Genomic DNA, 15,971 nt, shown 5'->3' with positions numbered 1-15,971 from the left:
TGACGCGCGCAAAGATCGAAGAGCCCGTAGGATGGGTAGAGCGCAGCGAAACCCAACGAGGGTGCAGACGAGTTTGACGGTCTTTCCAGCGGGAGGCATGAACTGAAGCATGGGATTTGGCGTCTTCATCCATCGATCGGACTCGGTCTACGATGACAGCCCGGCTGAACGATATCAGTTTCCCAGTCAGTACTTGCGTCGCGTTCAAGCCTGCATTGGCGATTGGATCATCTATTACGAACCAAGCAAGGTAGCCGAGACGCGCGGCTACTTTGCGATTGCGCGGGTTCAGCAGGTTATTCCGGACCCAGGTGCTCCGGGAATGTATCTCGCGCTGATTGAGCCGGGAAGCTACCTCGATTTTGCGAACCCGGTTCCTTTCAATGGCGCAACTGGTCCCGTTGAGCGCGGCGTCTTGAACGAGCAAGGGCGAATTTCGGGACGTGCTCAGTCGGCAGTCCGCCCAATATCGCCCGACGATTTCAATAGAATATTTGAACTTGGTTTTGCAGAAGGCGCGCCGCTGCTGCCCCGGGTTGATGCCGATGTTCGATTGTCGCAACTCGATGAGGAGCAGGCGCCGTTCATATTTGAGCAGCAACGGGATCGCGTCAGCCTTAGAGTATCCAGAGTTCTGCGCGATCGCGTTTTTCGTCGGATCGTACTGCGCGCCTACAACGAGCGCTGCGCCATAACCGGGCTGAAGCTCATCAATGGAATGGGGCGTGCAGAAGTCGCGGCGGCGCACATTCGTCCTGTGGAAGCAAACGGGCCAGACATTGTGAGTAATGGAATCGCCTTGTCCGGTACCGCGCATTGGATGTTCGACCGTGGTTTGATCAGCTTGGGCGATGATCTGGAAATCTTGATCTCACGCCAGACAAACGATCTGGAAGGAGTTCGATCGGTCATCAACAAGACCGGTCGTGCACTCGAGCCAAGAAGACCTTCGGATCGGCCTCATCCGCATTTTTTAAAGTGGCACCGCGAGCATTGCTTTAAGCAATGAGCGCGTAAGCAGCGGCTCGCTGCTTCAACTCCGCAATTTCATCTGTTCATCGCCCCGGCGCCCAATTGTCGCACCTCGCTGTGAACCACCTCACACGCACGCTCACATCAATCATGCGACAAAATACCTGCTGTGATTGTGCGTGGTCAATCGCCACCACATCGGCTTGAAATGAGCTGCACACGCCAGAACGACATGTTGAAATAGCTCCAAGTGGCCAGAAGGCCGATGGGAGCTATGGAGACACTATGGCTGACAAACTCGGACAGAGCATGGTTGGTACGTGGACCAAAACCACGGCGGCTGCGTGCGCAGACAAATATCCCGCCACCCTCACATTCCTGGCCGGCACCTACCGCGGCATGCGCGGCGAGGGGCAGGGCATGGTGTGGTGGGATGCGGGAATCTACCGTCTCGAAGACGCCAAGACACTCGTCGTCGGGACGGCGAACGATGAGCTTGTGACCTATCACATTTCACTCGAGGCCGACCGATTTGAGTTCACGGATTCAGAGGGCTGTCTTGTGACGTACCGGCGCGCATAGGTTTGCGCGCCGGATTTTTTTACGCCCGATTTTTTACGCCCTGGCCAACAAGAAACTCGGTTCAACCGCCAACGAGCCCGCTGCTCATTTCGATCGCCTCCAATTTTTCAACGAGGAGATTACGACATGTGCAATTGCTCAGAGCATGAAGCGAGCGGAAGCCTTTCGAAGATGACCGAGGCATCGGTCGCGCCGGCCATGAAGCCGCAGGTGCCGCTGTCGCGCCAGATCAGTTTCAGCGATGACGAGTCCGGCGATCACGCGGCCTCGACCGATCTGCACCCCATTCCGCCGTTCAGGCTCTGCAGGCTCGACTTCCGCGAAGGCTGCTACCAGATCAACTTCAGGCCGACGGCGAGCCTGGTGTCCTTCGAAGGTACGCTGCGCGTCGATCGCTCTGCGCCCGACGGCGGCGCGGACCATCTGATCGTCAGCGGCGATCTCTACTCCCGCCTGCCGATCATCAAGCCGCCGATCCCGCCGCTGCCGCCGATCCCGGTCCCGATCCCGATCCCGCCGGTGCCGCCTGTGGGCAGCAGGGACGAAGATGAAGCAGCCGCGGACGCAGGCCTGACGAGCCTCGCCGCCTCGCTCAGCGCGGTCGATGAACCCTTGATTCCGCTTCCGATCCGCAGGCCAAAAATCCCCATCTTCCCCCGCGCGCGCTATCACTCCTATCTCAGGGTGACCAGCGTGTCCGCGCCGATCGCGGTGCCGGTCCCGAAGAAGTGCGAGCTGACGATCGTCGCCGAGCAGTTCAATTACACGCAGCCGCCGGTCGGCCAGTTCAAGGGCACGTTCCCGTCGACGCCGTCGCGCACCGTGACGATGAAGCTTGCGAAGGTGCCGGCGCCGTTCCCGTTCTCTTTGACCGGCGGGCCGTTCTACCAGGGCCGGCTGTTCGAGGGCGGCGTCGACAAGGGCAGCGTCACGCTGGCCTGGGTGTCAAAGTTCTTCCGCCGCTGCACGCTGGAGATCGACACGCTGGTCGGCGCCGTCAGGCCCGCGCCGGTGCCCGATGGCGCCGGCGGCACCGAGTTCTTCGACACGGTGTTCGCCAAGACCGGCTGGCAGCTGACGGTCGTGCAGGACCAGCTCAACGTCCCGGTGCCATCGGGCGTGGTGGCGACCAATTGCTGGAGCTCGGCGGATCTGCACGCGCTGATGACCAGCGTACGCAAGCCGTCGACCAACCTCGACACCGAATGGCGCGTGCACATGATCGTGGTGCCTGCAAAACTCGGCTGCTCGCGCGGCATCATGTACGATCAGATCGGCGTTCCCCGCGAAGGCTGCGCCAGCTTCTCCGATGACGGCTATCCCGTCGCGGACTCCTCGAACTTCGGTCTTGCCGCCAACAAGAAGCAGCGCGACGTGCCGCGCGCGTTCCTGCGCAGCGCGACCCACGAGCTGACGCATACGCTGAACCAGATCCACCAGGAGCAGGAGACGGCGGCCGACAACTCGATCATGACCACGACGCCGAGCGTCGCGGACGTGCTCGGCGGTCCCGCGACCGGTGCGCCCGGCGTGTTCCCGGACCAGATCAAGCTCGCGCACAACACCAACGTCCGGCATCACCTCAACCACATGCCCGATCCGGTCATCCGTCCGGGCGGATGGCCGTTCGCAAGCTGGTTCCCGACCGGCGCGCCGCAAGCCGCCGACCGGCACGATTTCGAGCCTTCCGAGCTGGCGCTGACGGTGACGGCCGGGGCCGACCGCGTCGCGCTCGGCCAGCCCTTGGATCTGACCTGGACGATGACGAACAACAGCGGCGTGTCGCTGCGCGCGCCGAACGACGTCAGCATCGAGGCCCTGTTCGCGTCGATCACCGTCACCGACGGGGAAGGGCGCGAGCGCCCCGTGCGGCCGTTCGTGATCCTGTGCGAGCACGCCAAGCTCGGCGAGCTCGAGCCCGGCAAGAGCGTTACGGCCTCGGCAAAAGTGTTCTGGAGCACGGCCGGTTTTGCGTTCGAGAAGCCGGGCCGCTACCGCGTCGACGTCGCCGTGTCGTGGTCGGCGCAGGGCGTGATGGTGGGCGTGCAGTCGGGCATCGAAATGTTCGTCGATTATCCGACCAGCGCCACCGACAACCATTCGGCCAATCTCGTGCTGCATCCCGAGGTCGGCAAATGGGTGGCGCTCGGCGGCGATGCCTATCATCTCGGTGAAGCGTGCCGGCGCTTGCAGGCGCTCAGCCAGACCGAGGCGCCCGCAGCGATGGCCGGCGACGGTGCGCCCGCGCCAAGCGTGCTCGCCGGCTTTGCGGACCTGCTGCCCGACCGCGCCAAGCTCGCGAGGTTGCGCCCCGAGCTCACCGTCGACACCGGCGGCCGCGCGCCACGCGGACCGGCGCGAACGGCAGCCCCGGGACGCAAGCGCGCGGCGAAGGCAAAGAAGCGCGCGGGGCGGAAAGGGTAGGCGGGTTCGCCAGGCCTCGATGAAGACCGCCGATGTCGAAGCGACGGTGCGCACCTGCGACGATGTCGTGGGTGCGCGTCGTCACCTCCGCCGGGTGGCGCCAAACAAGCCGGGATTGATGGGCTTCGCGCGTCGCCTCTGATCGTTGTGCAGGTGCCCTTGCACAAACGCAGGATCTAAAGTCGTGCGCTCCTATGCTACGACATCGGCATCCTCACCGGAGCCGTGTTCATGTCTGCTGCTGCTCAAGCGCCCGCCACCGCGACCGAAACTGATCCTGAAACGCTCGGCTGGATGAAGGGCTTTCCGCCATCCCCCGATCGCACGATCACCTTCCAGAACGGTTCGTTCCGCAGCTTCCCCGAGCTGCGCTGGGCCTGGAGCAATGTGCGCCAGCTGGTGCCGACCGTGAACGTCTGGCGTGGGGCAGGGCCGGCCTCGGTGCTGCCGCGTGCGGATCATGACATCGGCGCCGTCGCTTCGACCACCATGGACGGCCGGCCCATGACCTTCGCAAAAATGCTGGAGGAGACCTACACCGACGGCATCGCGGTGCTGCATCGGGGCAAGCTGATCTATGAGCGCTACTTTGGCGCCTTGAAGCCGCACAAGCCGCATATCGCGATGTCGGTGACGAAGTCGTTCACCGGCGTGCTCGCGGGCATTCTGGTCACGGAAGGCAGGATCGATCCGCAGGCGCCCGTCACGGACTATGTGCCGGAGTTGAAGCCCAGTGCGTTCGGCGATGCGCGCGTGCACGAGGTCATGGATATGACCACCGGGCTCGAATACACCGAGGTCTACACCGACAAGAATTCGCATGTGTGGGGTCTCAGGCGCGCCAACGGTATGGCGCCGATCCCGCCCGACTATGATGGTGCGACCAATATTTTCGATTTCCTCGTCGCGCAGAAGAAGCAGGGCGAGCACGGCAAGGCCTTCGCCTACAAGACCGTCAACACCGACGTGCTCGCCTGGATCGTCAGGCGCGCCAGCGGCATGACGCTGTCCGACCTGTTGTCGGAGCGCATCTGGGCGCCCATGGGTGCGGAGGAGGACGCGCATTATCACGTCGACCGCATCGGCACGGAAAGCGGCGGCGGCGGTCTTTCCACGACACTGCGCGATCTCGCCCGCTTCGGCGAGACCATGCGCAATCACGGCCGCTTCAACGGCCGCCAGATCGTACCGTCGACCGTGGTCGAGGACATCGCGCGCGGCGGCGACCCCGAAAAGTTCAAGCCGGCCGGCTACACCACCCTGCCAGGGGCCTCCTACCGCAATCAATGGTGGGTCACGCACAATGAGCACGGCGCCTATATGGCGCGCGGCGTCTACGGCCAGGGCATCTATGTCGATCCCAAGTGCGAGATGGTGATCACGCGCTACGCCTCGCACCCCGTCGCCGGCAACGCCGCCAATGATCCCGTGACGCTGCCGGCCTACATGGCGCTGGCGAAGCAGCTGATGGCGGGCGGGTAGGGTGCGCGATCCGGCCCCTTCGTAGCCCGGATGGAGCGCAGCGCAATCCGGGTTTCGTTCCGCACAGGCAGTTGCGCGATGCGGTTGGTCTGTCACGGATTACGCTTTCGCTCCATCCGGGCTACGGCTCCCTGCCGAACCGCAAGATCGGTCGAGCGCGCCATGCCCGTCTGCGGCTAGCTGGAGCCGCCACGGAGGAGGGACGATGAAGGCGGCGCTGCAAAACTATCAGGCCCGGATGCGGCGGGTGCTGGAGCATATCGACCGGCATCTCGACGATGATCTGGATCTGGAAAGCTTGAGCGCTGTTGCGGCCTTCTCGAAATTCCATTTCCACCGGCAGTTCACGGCGACCTTCGGTCTATCAGTGCATCGCTATGTCCAGCTGGCCCGCATGAAGCGCGCGTCGCGTCAGTTGGCCTACAGTGACACCCTTGGCGTCACTGACATCGCGATGGATGCCGGCTACGACGCACCGGACGCCTTCGCCCGCGCCTTTCGGCAACGGTTCGGGCAATCGCCGTCGTCGTTCAGGAAGTCTCCCGACTGGGAGCCGTGGCTTGCGGCCTTCGGGCCTCTCGATATCGCGAGGAGCAAGCTCATGCAGAAGACTTTTACCACCGACGACGTGACCATCCGCGACGTGCCGACCACGAAGGTAGCGATCATGGAGCATCGGGGCGACCCCGCGACGCTTGGCGCCACCATCCAGCGCTTCATCGCCTGGCGCAAGAAGGCCGGCCTGCACCCCAGCACGAGCCCGACCTTCAATGTCTGGCGTTCCGAGCGGCGTCCTGCCTCGCCAGCCGACTACAGTGTCGACCTCTGCGTCGGCACCGACCAGCCGACCGCGGGATGCGGCGAAGGGATCAAGACCGGCGAGATCCCCGGCGGGCGCTGCGCGGTGCTGCGCGTGGTCGGCCACACCGACAATCTGGAGCCCGCCGCGCTCTACCTCTATCGCGACTGGCTTCCGGCCAGCGGCGAGGAGGCGCGCGACTTCCCGATCTATTGCCAGCGCCTGAGCTTCTTCCCGGAGGTGCCGGAGCATGAGACGGTCGCGGAGCTGTTTCTGCCGCTGAAATAATGGCGAGCCGCACGTTCAACGGACGACAAAAACCGCGGCCAGCGGAAGTCCGGTGATGAAGGTCAGCAGCGCGAGGTAGAGCAGCTCTGCCACCGGACGGCCGGCTTCGCGGGCACGGCTGGGTTTTGCCGGATCGTAGTCCACCTCGATCTGCGCGCCGATCCGGCGCGTGGTGTCGTTGCAGCTCAGCACCGAGGTGAACGTGAACTCCCGGCCGGACACATCCTTGAACCGGATGATCGGCCGATTGGGAGACTCGTCACCGGGATCGATGCCGACGACCGTGCCGGCCGTGCGGCGGCCTCGGCGCAGAAGGACGAAATCTCCATAGAGTTGGACGAGCAGCCAGGATGCGAACAGTGCCGCGACCAGGAAGAAGTAGGTCTGCGGGATCGATGGATTGAGTCCCACCAGCCGCGCGGCAGCCTGGAACGGCATCAGCGCTGCCTCGAACAGGGCCGAGACATTCATCCAGAAATTGTTCCAGATCTGCTGCAAGGTCGATCTTCAACCTTCGGAGTGGAACGGGTGTCCGCCTTTCGCTTTGGTCGCTCTAGATCAATGGCAGCTTGCACGCCAGTTCTATTGCCCCGGTCGGTTAAGGACCCGTGAGGGCGAGGGCGCTGATGCAGCGATGGCCGGCAATCATTTGTCAGCCTGCGGTGAGGGTGCGGCGCCAATCCACCGACATTAATATAAGTATTGACTTATATTAGCATGAGCCGATATTCCCCATCGGGCTCAATGATAAGAGGGAGGATCGCAATGCAGATCGACGTCGCCAGGGTCTTGGGCCTTGTCACGCGCTCGGTGATGAATTTCGAGAAGGACGGCAAACCGGCCAGTACGGTGACACTGACTCGTCTCTACGAGACGAGCATCGAGGATCTCTGGGACGCGGTGACCAGCAGGGAGCGTATTCCGCGCTGGTTTGCGCCGATCGAGGGAGAGCTCCAGCTCGGGGGAAGGTACCAGGTCAAGGGCAACGCGGGCGGCACCATCACGGCGTGCACGCCGCCGGCCCATTTTGCCGCGACATGGGAATTCGGTGGCGCGACGAGCTGGATCGACGTCAAGCTGGCAGCAGAACGAAGTCAGGCGCGTTTGACGCTTGAGCACACCGCGATGATCGAGGATCATTGGAATAAGTTCGGACCAGGTGCGGTTGGGATCGGTTGGGACCTCGCCCTTGCGGGACTTGAGCGATATTTTGCGACCGGAGCATCGGTCGATCATGAGACGGCCGAGGCATGGATGGTCTCGCCTGAGGGCAAGGAATTCATGACGACCAGCGGCGAATATTGGCGCGCGGCGCATGTCGCAAGCGGGGTCGATCCGGCTTCGGCAAAGGAGCGCTCGGACCGCACCATCGCATTCTATCGCGGCGAGATGCCGCCTGATATCGCACATCCAGGCACAGGAAGCTGATGCACGTCTTCGAGGTCCTCGCCGATCCCGTGCGCCGTCGCATCCTCGAGCTGCTCGGCCCTAAGGAGATGGCGTCCGGTGAGATCGTCGAGGCGATCGGGGCCGAGTTCGGGATCACCCAGGCGGCCGTGTCCCAGCACCTCAAGGTGCTGCGCGAGAGCGGCTTTGCAACGGTTCGGGCGGAGGCGCAAAGACGCCTCTATTCGGTCGACGTCGCCGGGCTTCGCGCGGTCGACGCGTGGATCGGCCGGTTCAGGAATTTCTGGGAGCCGAAGCTGGATGCGCTGGCGACCGAAATCGCGCGCGGCAAACGGGAGCGTCGGAATGCGCCCGTGATCAAACGGGGCGGGAAGAGGGCCTGAGCAGCCCGTACGCTGCGCCGGGCGGAATCAGTGTGGACCCACACGCCCGCGCCGCGCCGCCACGATCGCGGCGAGGATCCAGAATGCGCAGGCCAACACGATATGGTAGGCAAGGCGCTCTGCCTCGCTCACGGGCGGTGCGAACACGAAAGTCGTCGAAGCCGTCAGGGAGCCGTGCATCAGCATCGCCAGGAGCAGGCTCCCGGTGCGGTCATGAATCCACAGCATGAGCAGTCGATAGGGCGGCAGCACACCGGCATAGAACGCGATCTGGGACAGCAACATCACGGGCGCGAGCTGGCCGGAAGCCGTTCCGCTTCCCCACAGCGCCACGGCGGAGTGCCACAAGGCCCAGAGGCCGCCGACGATGAGTCCGGTGGCGACGAATCCGAACTGCGATCTGAGGCGTGGTATGGCGAAGCCGGTCCAGCCGATCTCCTCGAACAATCCGGCGACCAATCCTGCCGCAAGGCCGGGAAGGAGGATCGCCGCCTTGTCCTCGGCGCCAAAGATCGTCGGCAAAAAATGAGGCGACACCAGCGTCAGCGCGAGCAGAACCGCAACAACCGTCAACGGCGCGATGAAGAGCGCCGCGACATACCAGATGGCGCCCACGCGCCATGTCAGGATGCGTGAAAGCAGCGTGCGCAGACCCGCCGCGCGCGACACATAGACCGTCATGAAGATGCCGGCGAGCGAGGGGCCGGCGACCATCGCCAGGACCACGGCGGGCAGCAGCCGTTCCAACTGGCCGGCGTCAGCCGGGAAGCCCTGGGGACCACCTGCGATCGCCAAGACGCCGCCCCAGGATATTGCGAACGCCAGGGCGTAGAATGAGAGGACAGCGTTCGCCCTGATCAAATCCCGCATCGTCTGCCCCGGCGACGTCTCAGCTGCGCGACATCTTCTCGAATTTCTTCACCAGCCGCTCCCGTTTCAGCCGCGACAGCCGCTGGATCCAGAACATGCCGTCGAGCTGGTCGATCTCGTGCTGGTGGCAGACGGCGCGCAAGGATTCGGACTCCTCGATCTGGATGTTGCCGTCGAGATCCCGGTAGCTGATGCGCACGCGGGCGTGGCGCTGCACCTCGTCGTTGACGCCGGGCATCGAGACGCTGCCTTCCTTGTGCATGATCATTTCGGGCGAGGCCCATTCGATCTCGGGATTGACGTAGGTTCGCGGGCCGTCCTTGGCGTCGAGCTCGAGCACGACGATGCGCAACGGCACGCCGACATGCGGCGCCGTGATGCCGATGCCGGGCGCGGCGCGCATCGTGTCCAGCAGGTCAGCTGCAAGCTCTCGCAGGCTCTCGTCGAACGCGGTGACAGGGCGGGCCGGCATTGCGAGCCGGCGGTCGGGATAGCGGACGATCGGGCGAATGGTCATTTAAGGCTCCTACCACTCACGGATCGTTGAAGCACCTGTTCTTGACGGCCTACCAACTGGAAGGTAGTTAATCCGCCATGACCAACGTTTCCTCGACCGCCGACGACATCCTGGCCTGCGCGCGCAGCCTGATCATCGCGGGCGGCTATAATGGCTTCAGCTATGCCGACATCGCCGACGTCGTCGGCATCCGCAAGCCGAGCATCCACCACCATTTCGCCAGCAAGGTCGATCTGGTCCGCACCCTCGTGGCACGCTATCGCGAGGAAGCGGAGACGGGGCTGGCGGCCCTCGAACGCAATGTTCCTGATCCGCGCGACCAGCTCAAAAGCTATGTCGGATATTGGGAAGCGTGCATTGCGGATGCGACGGCGCCATTCTGCGTCTGTGCGCTGCTCGCCAGCGAGCTTCCGATCCTGCCGGGGGAGGTGGCGCTCGAAGTCCGCGCGCATTTCCGCGCGCTGGCGTCCTGGCTGACGTCGGTGATGGAGCGCGGCAAGCGGAAGGGGCGGCTTCACCTCTCCAACTCAGCCAAGGTCGAAGCTGAAGGATTCATGGCAACCATTCACGGTGCGATGCTGTCGGCGCGCGCCTATGGTGATCCAAAAATGTTCGGCGTGATCACCACCCCGCTGCTGGACCGGCTGTCCACTAAGCACTGAAGACATCGGCAAGACGATGACGGCACCCCGCGCAGGCGAGCCGGGGTGAAGGCGTCTTGCTGCGTGCGGAGACTACCAACTAGTAGGTAAAGGAGAGGATGCAAATGGCTCAACATCAACTGGATCTGGTTCGTGCCAAGCGCGAACGATGGCTGAAGCAATACTATTTCTTGCGGGCGACGTTCTCGATCGCCTGGGTTGTTGCTGCGTTGGCGGTCGGGCCGTCGTCTGCTGCCATCGCCGGCGTCTTGCTCATGCTCTATCCGGCATGGGACGCCGCGGCCAATTTTGTCGATGGCTTGCGCAGCGGTGGGCTCAATCAAAACCGCACGCAGATGTTGAACGTCGTGGTCAGCCTTGCGACCGCGGTCGCGGTCCTTCTCGCGTTGCAGGCGAGCATGAATTGGGTCCTTGGTGTGTTCGGCGCCTGGGCGATCCTGTCCGGATTGCTCCAACTGGGGACAGCCGTGCGGCGCTGGAAAAGTCTTGGCGCGCAATGGGCCATGGTGCTCAGCGGTGGCCAGTCGGCGCTCGCTGGCGCGTTCTTCATCTTCCAGGCCACGACGCCGATGTCGCCGTCGATCGCGACGGTCACGGGCTATGCCGCGGTCGGTGCGGCCTACTTCCTGGTCTCCGCCGTCTGGCTCACCGTCAGCGCATGGCGGCAGCGTGCGAGGCAAGCTCAATTGGGATGATTGTGTTGTGTCCCATGTCGTGCACCGAGCGATAGCGCGGCCCGGATGTCGTCATTGCGAGGAGCCCTTGCAACGAAGCAATCCAGACTGTCTCGGCGGAAAGACTCTGGATTGCTTCGCGGAGCCTGTCATCGGGCCGCGCTTTGCGCGGACCCGGTGGCTCGCAATGACGAGGTTGATGCAGCGCGCGTTCATATTTGTCACCGTCACCCTGAGGTGCGCGCGCTGCGGCGCATCGCACTGCGGAGTGTGCCTCGAAGGGCGACGGCCCGGCTGCATCCGGGCCCGCCAGTTCGCCAAGCAGAGCATTCCTGCCGACACTCTCCGCTGAACCGTTGAGAATGCCCCGAAACGGACATTGCCTCTAGCTCAAGGGTTACTCGGCATGCTTTGATGGATCTGCCAAAAGCGAACGTCGGGGCAAGCAAATGCGGTACCTAGTGTTGGGTGCGGGCGGCACCGGTGGCTATTTCGGCGGCCGCCTCGCCGAGAGCGGAGCTGATGTTACGTTTCTCGTCCGCGACGGGCGGCGCAAGAGTCTTTCCGAGCAAGGGTTGCGGATCGAGAGCCCGTTCGGGGACGCACAAATAGCAGTGAAGACAGTGGTCGCGGCAGAGGTGGCGCCGGTCTATGACGCGGTGATCCTGACCTGCAAGTCATATGATCTCGATGCTGCAGTTGCGGCAATCGCACCCGCCGTGGCGTCGAACGGCTATGTCCTTCCATTCCTGAACGGCATTGCGCATATCGACGTCCTGAATGAGAAATTTGGCCGGCACCGTGTGCTCGGTGGCACGGCAAAGATACAGGCGACGATCATGCCGGATGGCGCGATCCGGCAGTTCAACGACTGGCGAACGCTTACCTTTGGCGAGCAATCGGGGGAGATGACGGAACGCGTGAGAGCATTGGCCGCGCTGTTCGAGCCTGCGAAGGGAGTGGAGGTCTTCGTGGTCGCCGATATCGTTCAGCGAATGTGGGAAAAGCTGGTTCACCTTTCGACCGCAGCCGCCATGACCTGCCTGATGCGGGCAAATGTCGGCGAGATTGTCCGCACCCCTTATGGCCGTGAGCTTTTTTTGGATCAGCTTCGCTGTGGCGCTGCGATCGCTGCGGCCAACGGCCACGCGCCCAGCACGGCCTTCATGAAATCGTGGGAGGAAACGTTCTCCCAGCAGGACTCGCAGTATTCGACGTCGATGCTGCGCGACATCGAACGTGGCGGGCAGACGGAGGTGGAGCACATCCTCGGCTTCATGCTGGGCAAGGCGGAGAAAGCGAAGATACCGTGCAACACGCTGTTGCTCGCCTACACCAACGTCAAGGCTTTCGAGCAACGGCGCGCCGCAGGGCGCTTATCCTGATTGCTTTACCGATGTCCGGTTCTGGCCCATCGCGACATACTGCGCTGCCGCGCGAACTTCGTCGCTATGGGAGCAAAGCGGACGTAGTCACCGGTCACATGACGCCGCCACGTTCATGGTACACGGCCTAGTCCGGATAGGGTGTGCCGTCCTTGTGCACGAACCGGCCGTCCGAGTTCGCGCTCATCATGTCGATGTCCGAGCATGTCGTGAGATCGTCAGGCGAGCGCGAGCCGACTTCGAGATAAACGGCCACCGCATCCGACCGGTTGATCATGTGATGGCCGCTGCCGCTGCCCTTCGGGAAGGCGGCGCAGTCGCCCGCGCGCAGCACGGTTTCGCCCTCGTCCTCGATCAGCACCAGTTCGCCCTCGAGCACGTAGACGAACTCGTCCTCATGCGAATGCCAGTGCCGCTGGCTCGACCAGTTGCCCGGCGGCAGGCGCATCAAGTTGACGCCGAAATCGGAAAGGCCGCCAGCATTGCCGAGCCGCTGCCGGATGCGCTCGGCGCACGGGGCGGCAAAGGCCGCGGGATAGCCGGAGCCCTTGCGGGCTGGGACAGCGGCGAGATCGATCTTGGGCATGGGAACGTTCCGTCCGAAAATCCGAGTATTGAAAACGCACTGGATCGGCACCCTGCCATGACCGGCGGGCGTCCAAGCAGATGCGACCAAACTCGTGGGATGATGCCATTCTCCCAGTGTTTTGCCCGACGGGTCAAACGCCTCCTGGCAACGCACGCGACTTGCCTCGTAAGTCATTGATCTCACTGCGGCCGGCTACTGTGCATGGGGTTGTTTTCGCACTTTTTGCTGGTTGCTCACAAAAGCGTGCGGCAAAAGTGACGTGCCGCTGTCGGCCGGCGCAGTTCCCATTCGTCTTCCACCCAGACAAATCTGACGGGAGACCAAAGATGCTTCGTTCCCACTATCGCTGGGTGATCGTCGCCGCAGGCGGCCTGCTCGGCTGCGTCGCGATCGGCGGCATGTTTTCGCTGCCGGTGTTCCTGCAGCCGATCGCGAAGGACACCGGTTGGTCGGTGACCGGCATCTCCAGCGCGATGACGATCGGCTTCCTGGCGATGGCGTTCACCAGCATGGCCTGGGGCACGGCGACGGACAGGTTCGGGCCGCTGCCGGTGGTGCTGACCGGATCGACCGTGCTGGCGCTGAGCCTGTTCGCCGCGAGCCATGCGACCTCGCTCATCGTATTTCAGTTCGTGTTCGGCCTTTTGGTCGGCGCGTCCTGCGCCGCGATCTTCGCGCCGATGATGGCGACCGTCACCGGCTGGTTCGATACCAATCGCAGCCTCGCGGTGTCGCTGGTCTCCGCCGGCATGGGCATGGCGCCGATGACGATGTCGCCGCTCGCGGCCTGGCTCGTCTCCGGCCACGATTGGCGCACCTCGATGCAGATCATCGCGCTTGTGGTTGCCGCCATCATGATCCCGGTCTCCTTGCTGGTGCGCCGTCCACCCGCGCTCGCGCAGGCCGCGGCCGCACCTGCGGACGAGGGGGCTGCGCAGAGCGAGATGTCGATGGGCGAAGCGCTGCGTTCGCCGCAATTCTTCATTCTGCTTGCCACCAATTTCTTCTGCTGCGCCACCCATTCCGGCCCGATCATCCATACCGTCTCCTATGCCGTGAGCTGCGGCATCCCGCTGGTCGCGGCGGTGACGATCTACAGCATCGAGGGTTTTGCCGGCCTCGGCGGGCGCATTGCCTTCGGGCTGATGGGCGACCGCTTCGGTGCCAAGCGCGTGCTCGTCTCGGGGTTGCTGCTGCAGGCGTTCGGCGCGCTGGCCTATGTCTTCGCCCACCAGCTCGCGACATTCTACGCGGTCGGCGCCGTGTTCGGCTTCATCTATGCCGGCACCATGCCGCTCTACGCCGTGCTGATCCGCGAAAACTTTCCGCTGCGGATGATGGGCACGGTGATCGGCGGCACCGCGATGGCCGGCAGCCTCGGCATGGCGACGGGCCCGCTCGCCGGCGGCCTGATCTATGACGCGTTCTCCAGCTACGCCTGGCTCTACATCGCCTCCTGGGCAATGGGCCTCGGGGCCTTCCTGATGGCGATGACGTTCCGGCCGTTCGCGAAGCCGCAAGGGGAGGTGGCGCCGGCGGCGGCATGAACGTGAGATCGAGGCGCGGCGTCAGAGCTGCGTCTCGATCGCTGTCTTGTCGATGATCGACCACACTTGCCGGATCTTTCCCTCGCGGAATTCGTAGAACACGTTTTCGCAGAAGGATACGCGCCGCCCGTTGACGGCAAGTCCAAGGAAAGTCCCCACCGGCGCGCAATCGAACCTCAGCCGCGCCGCGATCGCGGGTGGGTCCGACACCAGCAGTTCGACGTCGAAGTGCAGGTCCGGAATCTCACGAAAATCCTGCTCCAGCATCGCGCGATAACCGGACAGCCCGAGCGGCCGCGCGTTGTGCACGACATCGTCGTGCACAAACTGTCCGAGCGCCGGCCAATCCTGCCGGTTCAGGCAGGCGATGTAGTCGTGATAGATGGCGGCAAGCTCGTTCCTGGTCACGGCAGGTTCCTTCGGCTCACGCGCGCCGCTGCAAATGCTCGATCAGCGCGCGCAGTTTTGGCGCGACGTTGCGGCGGCTCGGATAGTAGAGATAGAAGCCGGCGAAGAAGGGGCAATAGTCCTCCAGGATCGGCACCAGCTCGCCGCGCGCGATCGCGGCGCGGAAGCTCGCCTCCATGCCGAAGGTGATGCCGGCGCCGGCCACGGCGAGCTTGATCATCAACGCCATGTCGTTGGTCGTGATCTCAGGCGCGACCGCAACGCTGAACTCCTTGCCGCCTTCGGCAAACTCCCAGCGATAGGGCGTGACGTTCGGCCCCGGACGCCAGCCGATGCAGCGGAACGATGCGAGTTCGGACGGGTGCGAGGGCACACCGAAGCGATCGCGAAAGGCCGGCGCGCAGACCGCGAGCTGGCGTTCGTCGCCGGCGATCGGCAGCGCGATCATGTCCTGCTCGATCACCTCGCCGAGCCGCACGCCGGCATCATAGCCGGCCGCGACGATGTCGAACTCCGCGTCGGTCACGGTGATGTCGAGCTGTACCTCCGGATTGGCTTCGGCAAAGCCGGCAAGAAACGGACCCGAGAGGAAATGCTCGGCGATCGAGGAGACCGCGAGCCGCAATAGCCCGCGCGGCCGGCCGCCCAGCGCCTCGGTGTTGCCGAGCGCGGCGCGCATGTCCGCGATGGCAGGGGCGATCTCCCTATGCAGCCGCTCGCCGGCCTCGGTGAGGCTGACGCTCCGCGTCGTGCGCTGGACCAGTGCGATGCCGAGCGTCTCCTCCAGCCGTCGGATGGTCTGGCTCACGGCCGAGCGGGTCACGCCGAGACGGTCCGCCGCGGCACGAAAACTCCGCTCTTCGGCGACCAGCGCAAAGACGGCGAGGGCGTTGAGGTCGGTTTCCATCGGTTAGCGCAGCTTGCTAGCGTGGTTAGATATCATCGTCTTATCACAGCGAAGGCGTCGGTCCATCTTCCCGCA

18 protein-coding genes are annotated in these 15,971 nt (G+C 63.9%); 12 read left to right on the top strand and 6 right to left on the bottom strand.

Annotated features, from left to right (window positions below; genetic code table 11):
• Window positions 1-109 precede the first annotated feature (109 nt).
• The 6 genes from JQ592_RS12375 to JQ592_RS12355 all read left to right on the top strand — a co-directional run bounded on the left by JQ592_RS12375 (window position 110) and on the right by JQ592_RS12355 (window position 6,547).
• Window positions 110-1,009 carry an HNH endonuclease gene (locus JQ592_RS12375; RefSeq protein WP_211403131.1) on the top strand — a complete coding sequence of 300 codons (900 nt, stop codon included), beginning with the start codon at window positions 110-112 and terminating at the stop codon, window positions 1,007-1,009.
• A gap of 248 nt (window positions 1,010-1,257) precedes the next feature.
• Window positions 1,258-1,554: a hypothetical protein gene (locus JQ592_RS12370; protein WP_211403130.1), complete on the top strand. Its 297-nt coding sequence runs from the start codon at window positions 1,258-1,260 to the stop codon at window positions 1,552-1,554.
• 171 nt (window positions 1,555-1,725) lie between these two features.
• Entirely contained in the window at window positions 1,726-3,978 is a 2,253-nt protein-coding gene (locus JQ592_RS12365) for a hypothetical protein (protein ID WP_246820377.1), read from the top strand.
• A 19-nt stretch (window positions 3,979-3,997) separates the two neighbouring features.
• Entirely contained in the window at window positions 3,998-4,120 is a 123-nt protein-coding gene (locus tag JQ592_RS38570) for a hypothetical protein (protein WP_283816127.1), read from the top strand.
• An 89-nt stretch (window positions 4,121-4,209) separates the two neighbouring features.
• Window positions 4,210-5,460 carry a serine hydrolase domain-containing protein gene (locus JQ592_RS12360; protein WP_211403128.1) on the top strand — a complete coding sequence of 417 codons (1,251 nt, stop codon included), beginning with the start codon at window positions 4,210-4,212 and terminating at the stop codon, window positions 5,458-5,460.
• A gap of 205 nt (window positions 5,461-5,665) precedes the next feature.
• The gene (locus JQ592_RS12355) at window positions 5,666-6,547 is read left to right on the top strand and encodes an AraC family transcriptional regulator (protein ID WP_211403127.1); all 882 of its coding nucleotides are present in this window, start codon (window positions 5,666-5,668) and stop codon (window positions 6,545-6,547) included.
• Between the two features lie 15 nt (window positions 6,548-6,562).
• On the opposite strand, the gene JQ592_RS12350 is transcribed toward JQ592_RS12355, so the two are convergent.
• The gene (locus tag JQ592_RS12350) at window positions 6,563-7,045 is read right to left on the bottom strand and encodes a DUF3592 domain-containing protein (protein WP_211403126.1); all 483 of its coding nucleotides are present in this window, start codon (window positions 7,043-7,045) and stop codon (window positions 6,563-6,565) included.
• 267 nt (window positions 7,046-7,312) lie between these two features.
• Between JQ592_RS12350 and JQ592_RS12345 the strand changes: the two genes are divergently transcribed.
• Together JQ592_RS12345 and JQ592_RS12340 are read left to right on the top strand one after the other, a co-directional pair.
• The gene (locus JQ592_RS12345; RefSeq protein ID WP_211403125.1) at window positions 7,313-7,975 is read left to right on the top strand and encodes an SRPBCC family protein; all 663 of its coding nucleotides are present in this window, start codon (window positions 7,313-7,315) and stop codon (window positions 7,973-7,975) included.
• Window positions 7,975-8,337 (top strand): ArsR/SmtB family transcription factor, encoded by a 363-nt coding sequence (locus JQ592_RS12340; protein ID WP_211403124.1) that lies wholly within the window; start codon window positions 7,975-7,977, stop codon window positions 8,335-8,337. The genes JQ592_RS12345 and JQ592_RS12340 overlap by 1 nt, the downstream gene beginning before the upstream one ends.
• Window positions 8,338-8,364: 27 nt before the next feature.
• On the opposite strand, the gene JQ592_RS12335 is transcribed toward JQ592_RS12340, so the two are convergent.
• Together JQ592_RS12335 and JQ592_RS12330 are read right to left on the bottom strand one after the other, a co-directional pair.
• Complete coding sequence (locus JQ592_RS12335) at window positions 8,365-9,084, bottom strand: CPBP family intramembrane glutamic endopeptidase (RefSeq protein ID WP_211403123.1); 720 nt, start codon at window positions 9,082-9,084, stop codon at window positions 8,365-8,367.
• 142 nt (window positions 9,085-9,226) lie between these two features.
• Window positions 9,227-9,724, bottom strand: a complete 498-nt coding sequence (locus tag JQ592_RS12330; RefSeq protein ID WP_211403122.1) for a peptide deformylase — start codon at window positions 9,722-9,724, stop codon at window positions 9,227-9,229.
• Between the two features lie 77 nt (window positions 9,725-9,801).
• On the opposite strand from JQ592_RS12330, the gene JQ592_RS12325 reads away from it, so the two are divergent.
• From JQ592_RS12325 to JQ592_RS12315, 3 genes are all read left to right on the top strand, one after another.
• A complete protein-coding gene (locus tag JQ592_RS12325; RefSeq protein WP_211403121.1) occupies window positions 9,802-10,386 on the top strand; it encodes a TetR/AcrR family transcriptional regulator in 585 nt (194 codons plus the stop codon).
• 104 nt (window positions 10,387-10,490) lie between these two features.
• Complete coding sequence (locus JQ592_RS12320) at window positions 10,491-11,081, top strand: DUF308 domain-containing protein (RefSeq protein WP_211403120.1); 591 nt, start codon at window positions 10,491-10,493, stop codon at window positions 11,079-11,081.
• Between the two features lie 428 nt (window positions 11,082-11,509).
• Window positions 11,510-12,445: a 2-dehydropantoate 2-reductase gene (locus JQ592_RS12315; protein WP_211403119.1), complete on the top strand. Its 936-nt coding sequence runs from the start codon at window positions 11,510-11,512 to the stop codon at window positions 12,443-12,445.
• 127 nt (window positions 12,446-12,572) lie between these two features.
• On the opposite strand, the gene JQ592_RS12310 is transcribed toward JQ592_RS12315, so the two are convergent.
• Window positions 12,573-13,031: a cupin domain-containing protein gene (locus tag JQ592_RS12310; protein ID WP_211403118.1), complete on the bottom strand. Its 459-nt coding sequence runs from the start codon at window positions 13,029-13,031 to the stop codon at window positions 12,573-12,575.
• Window positions 13,032-13,360: 329 nt separating this feature from the next.
• Here JQ592_RS12310 and JQ592_RS12305 point away from each other — a divergent pair, with 329 nt between their 5' ends.
• On the top strand, window positions 13,361-14,581 hold the full coding sequence (locus JQ592_RS12305) for an MFS transporter (RefSeq protein ID WP_211403117.1): 1,221 nt from the start codon (window positions 13,361-13,363) through the stop codon (window positions 14,579-14,581).
• 21 nt (window positions 14,582-14,602) lie between these two features.
• Here JQ592_RS12305 and JQ592_RS12300 read toward each other — a convergent pair whose 3' ends face one another.
• The gene (locus JQ592_RS12300; protein WP_211403116.1) at window positions 14,603-14,989 is read right to left on the bottom strand and encodes an ester cyclase; all 387 of its coding nucleotides are present in this window, start codon (window positions 14,987-14,989) and stop codon (window positions 14,603-14,605) included.
• A 16-nt stretch (window positions 14,990-15,005) separates the two neighbouring features.
• Window positions 15,006-15,896: a LysR family transcriptional regulator gene (locus JQ592_RS12295; RefSeq protein ID WP_211403115.1), complete on the bottom strand. Its 891-nt coding sequence runs from the start codon at window positions 15,894-15,896 to the stop codon at window positions 15,006-15,008.
• Window positions 15,897-15,971: the final 75 nt, after the last annotated feature.

The sequence above is a fragment of the Bradyrhizobium iriomotense genome (assembly GCF_018129405.1).
GTDB lineage: Bacteria > Pseudomonadota > Alphaproteobacteria > Rhizobiales > Xanthobacteraceae > Bradyrhizobium > Bradyrhizobium iriomotense_B.
The sequence above is the reverse complement of the archived record's forward strand: the minus strand, read 5'-3'. Positions and strand labels throughout refer to the sequence as shown.

Coding starts and splice junctions, on each gene's coding strand:
- JQ592_RS12370 (WP_211403130.1), top strand. CDS start 1,258: ATGGCTGACAAACTCGGACAGAGCATGGTTGGTACGTGGACCAAAACC.
- JQ592_RS12365 (WP_246820377.1), top strand. CDS start 1,726: ATGACCGAGGCATCGGTCGCGCCGGCCATGAAGCCGCAGGTGCCGCTG.
- JQ592_RS38570 (WP_283816127.1), top strand. CDS start 3,998: ATGAAGACCGCCGATGTCGAAGCGACGGTGCGCACCTGCGACGATGTC.
- JQ592_RS12355 (WP_211403127.1), top strand. CDS start 5,666: ATGAAGGCGGCGCTGCAAAACTATCAGGCCCGGATGCGGCGGGTGCTG.
- JQ592_RS12330 (WP_211403122.1), bottom strand. CDS start 9,724: ATGACCATTCGCCCGATCGTCCGCTATCCCGACCGCCGGCTCGCAATG.
- JQ592_RS12320 (WP_211403120.1), top strand. CDS start 10,491: ATGGCTCAACATCAACTGGATCTGGTTCGTGCCAAGCGCGAACGATGG.
- JQ592_RS12360 (WP_211403128.1), top strand. CDS start 4,210: ATGTCTGCTGCTGCTCAAGCGCCCGCCACCGCGACCGAAACTGATCCT.
- JQ592_RS12325 (WP_211403121.1), top strand. CDS start 9,802: ATGACCAACGTTTCCTCGACCGCCGACGACATCCTGGCCTGCGCGCGC.
- JQ592_RS12340 (WP_211403124.1), top strand. CDS start 7,975: ATGCACGTCTTCGAGGTCCTCGCCGATCCCGTGCGCCGTCGCATCCTC.
- JQ592_RS12310 (WP_211403118.1), bottom strand. CDS start 13,031: ATGCCCAAGATCGATCTCGCCGCTGTCCCAGCCCGCAAGGGCTCCGGC.
- JQ592_RS12305 (WP_211403117.1), top strand. CDS start 13,361: ATGCTTCGTTCCCACTATCGCTGGGTGATCGTCGCCGCAGGCGGCCTG.
- JQ592_RS12345 (WP_211403125.1), top strand. CDS start 7,313: ATGCAGATCGACGTCGCCAGGGTCTTGGGCCTTGTCACGCGCTCGGTG.
- JQ592_RS12315 (WP_211403119.1), top strand. CDS start 11,510: ATGCGGTACCTAGTGTTGGGTGCGGGCGGCACCGGTGGCTATTTCGGC.
- JQ592_RS12295 (WP_211403115.1), bottom strand. CDS start 15,896: ATGGAAACCGACCTCAACGCCCTCGCCGTCTTTGCGCTGGTCGCCGAA.
- JQ592_RS12375 (WP_211403131.1), top strand. CDS start 110: ATGGGATTTGGCGTCTTCATCCATCGATCGGACTCGGTCTACGATGAC.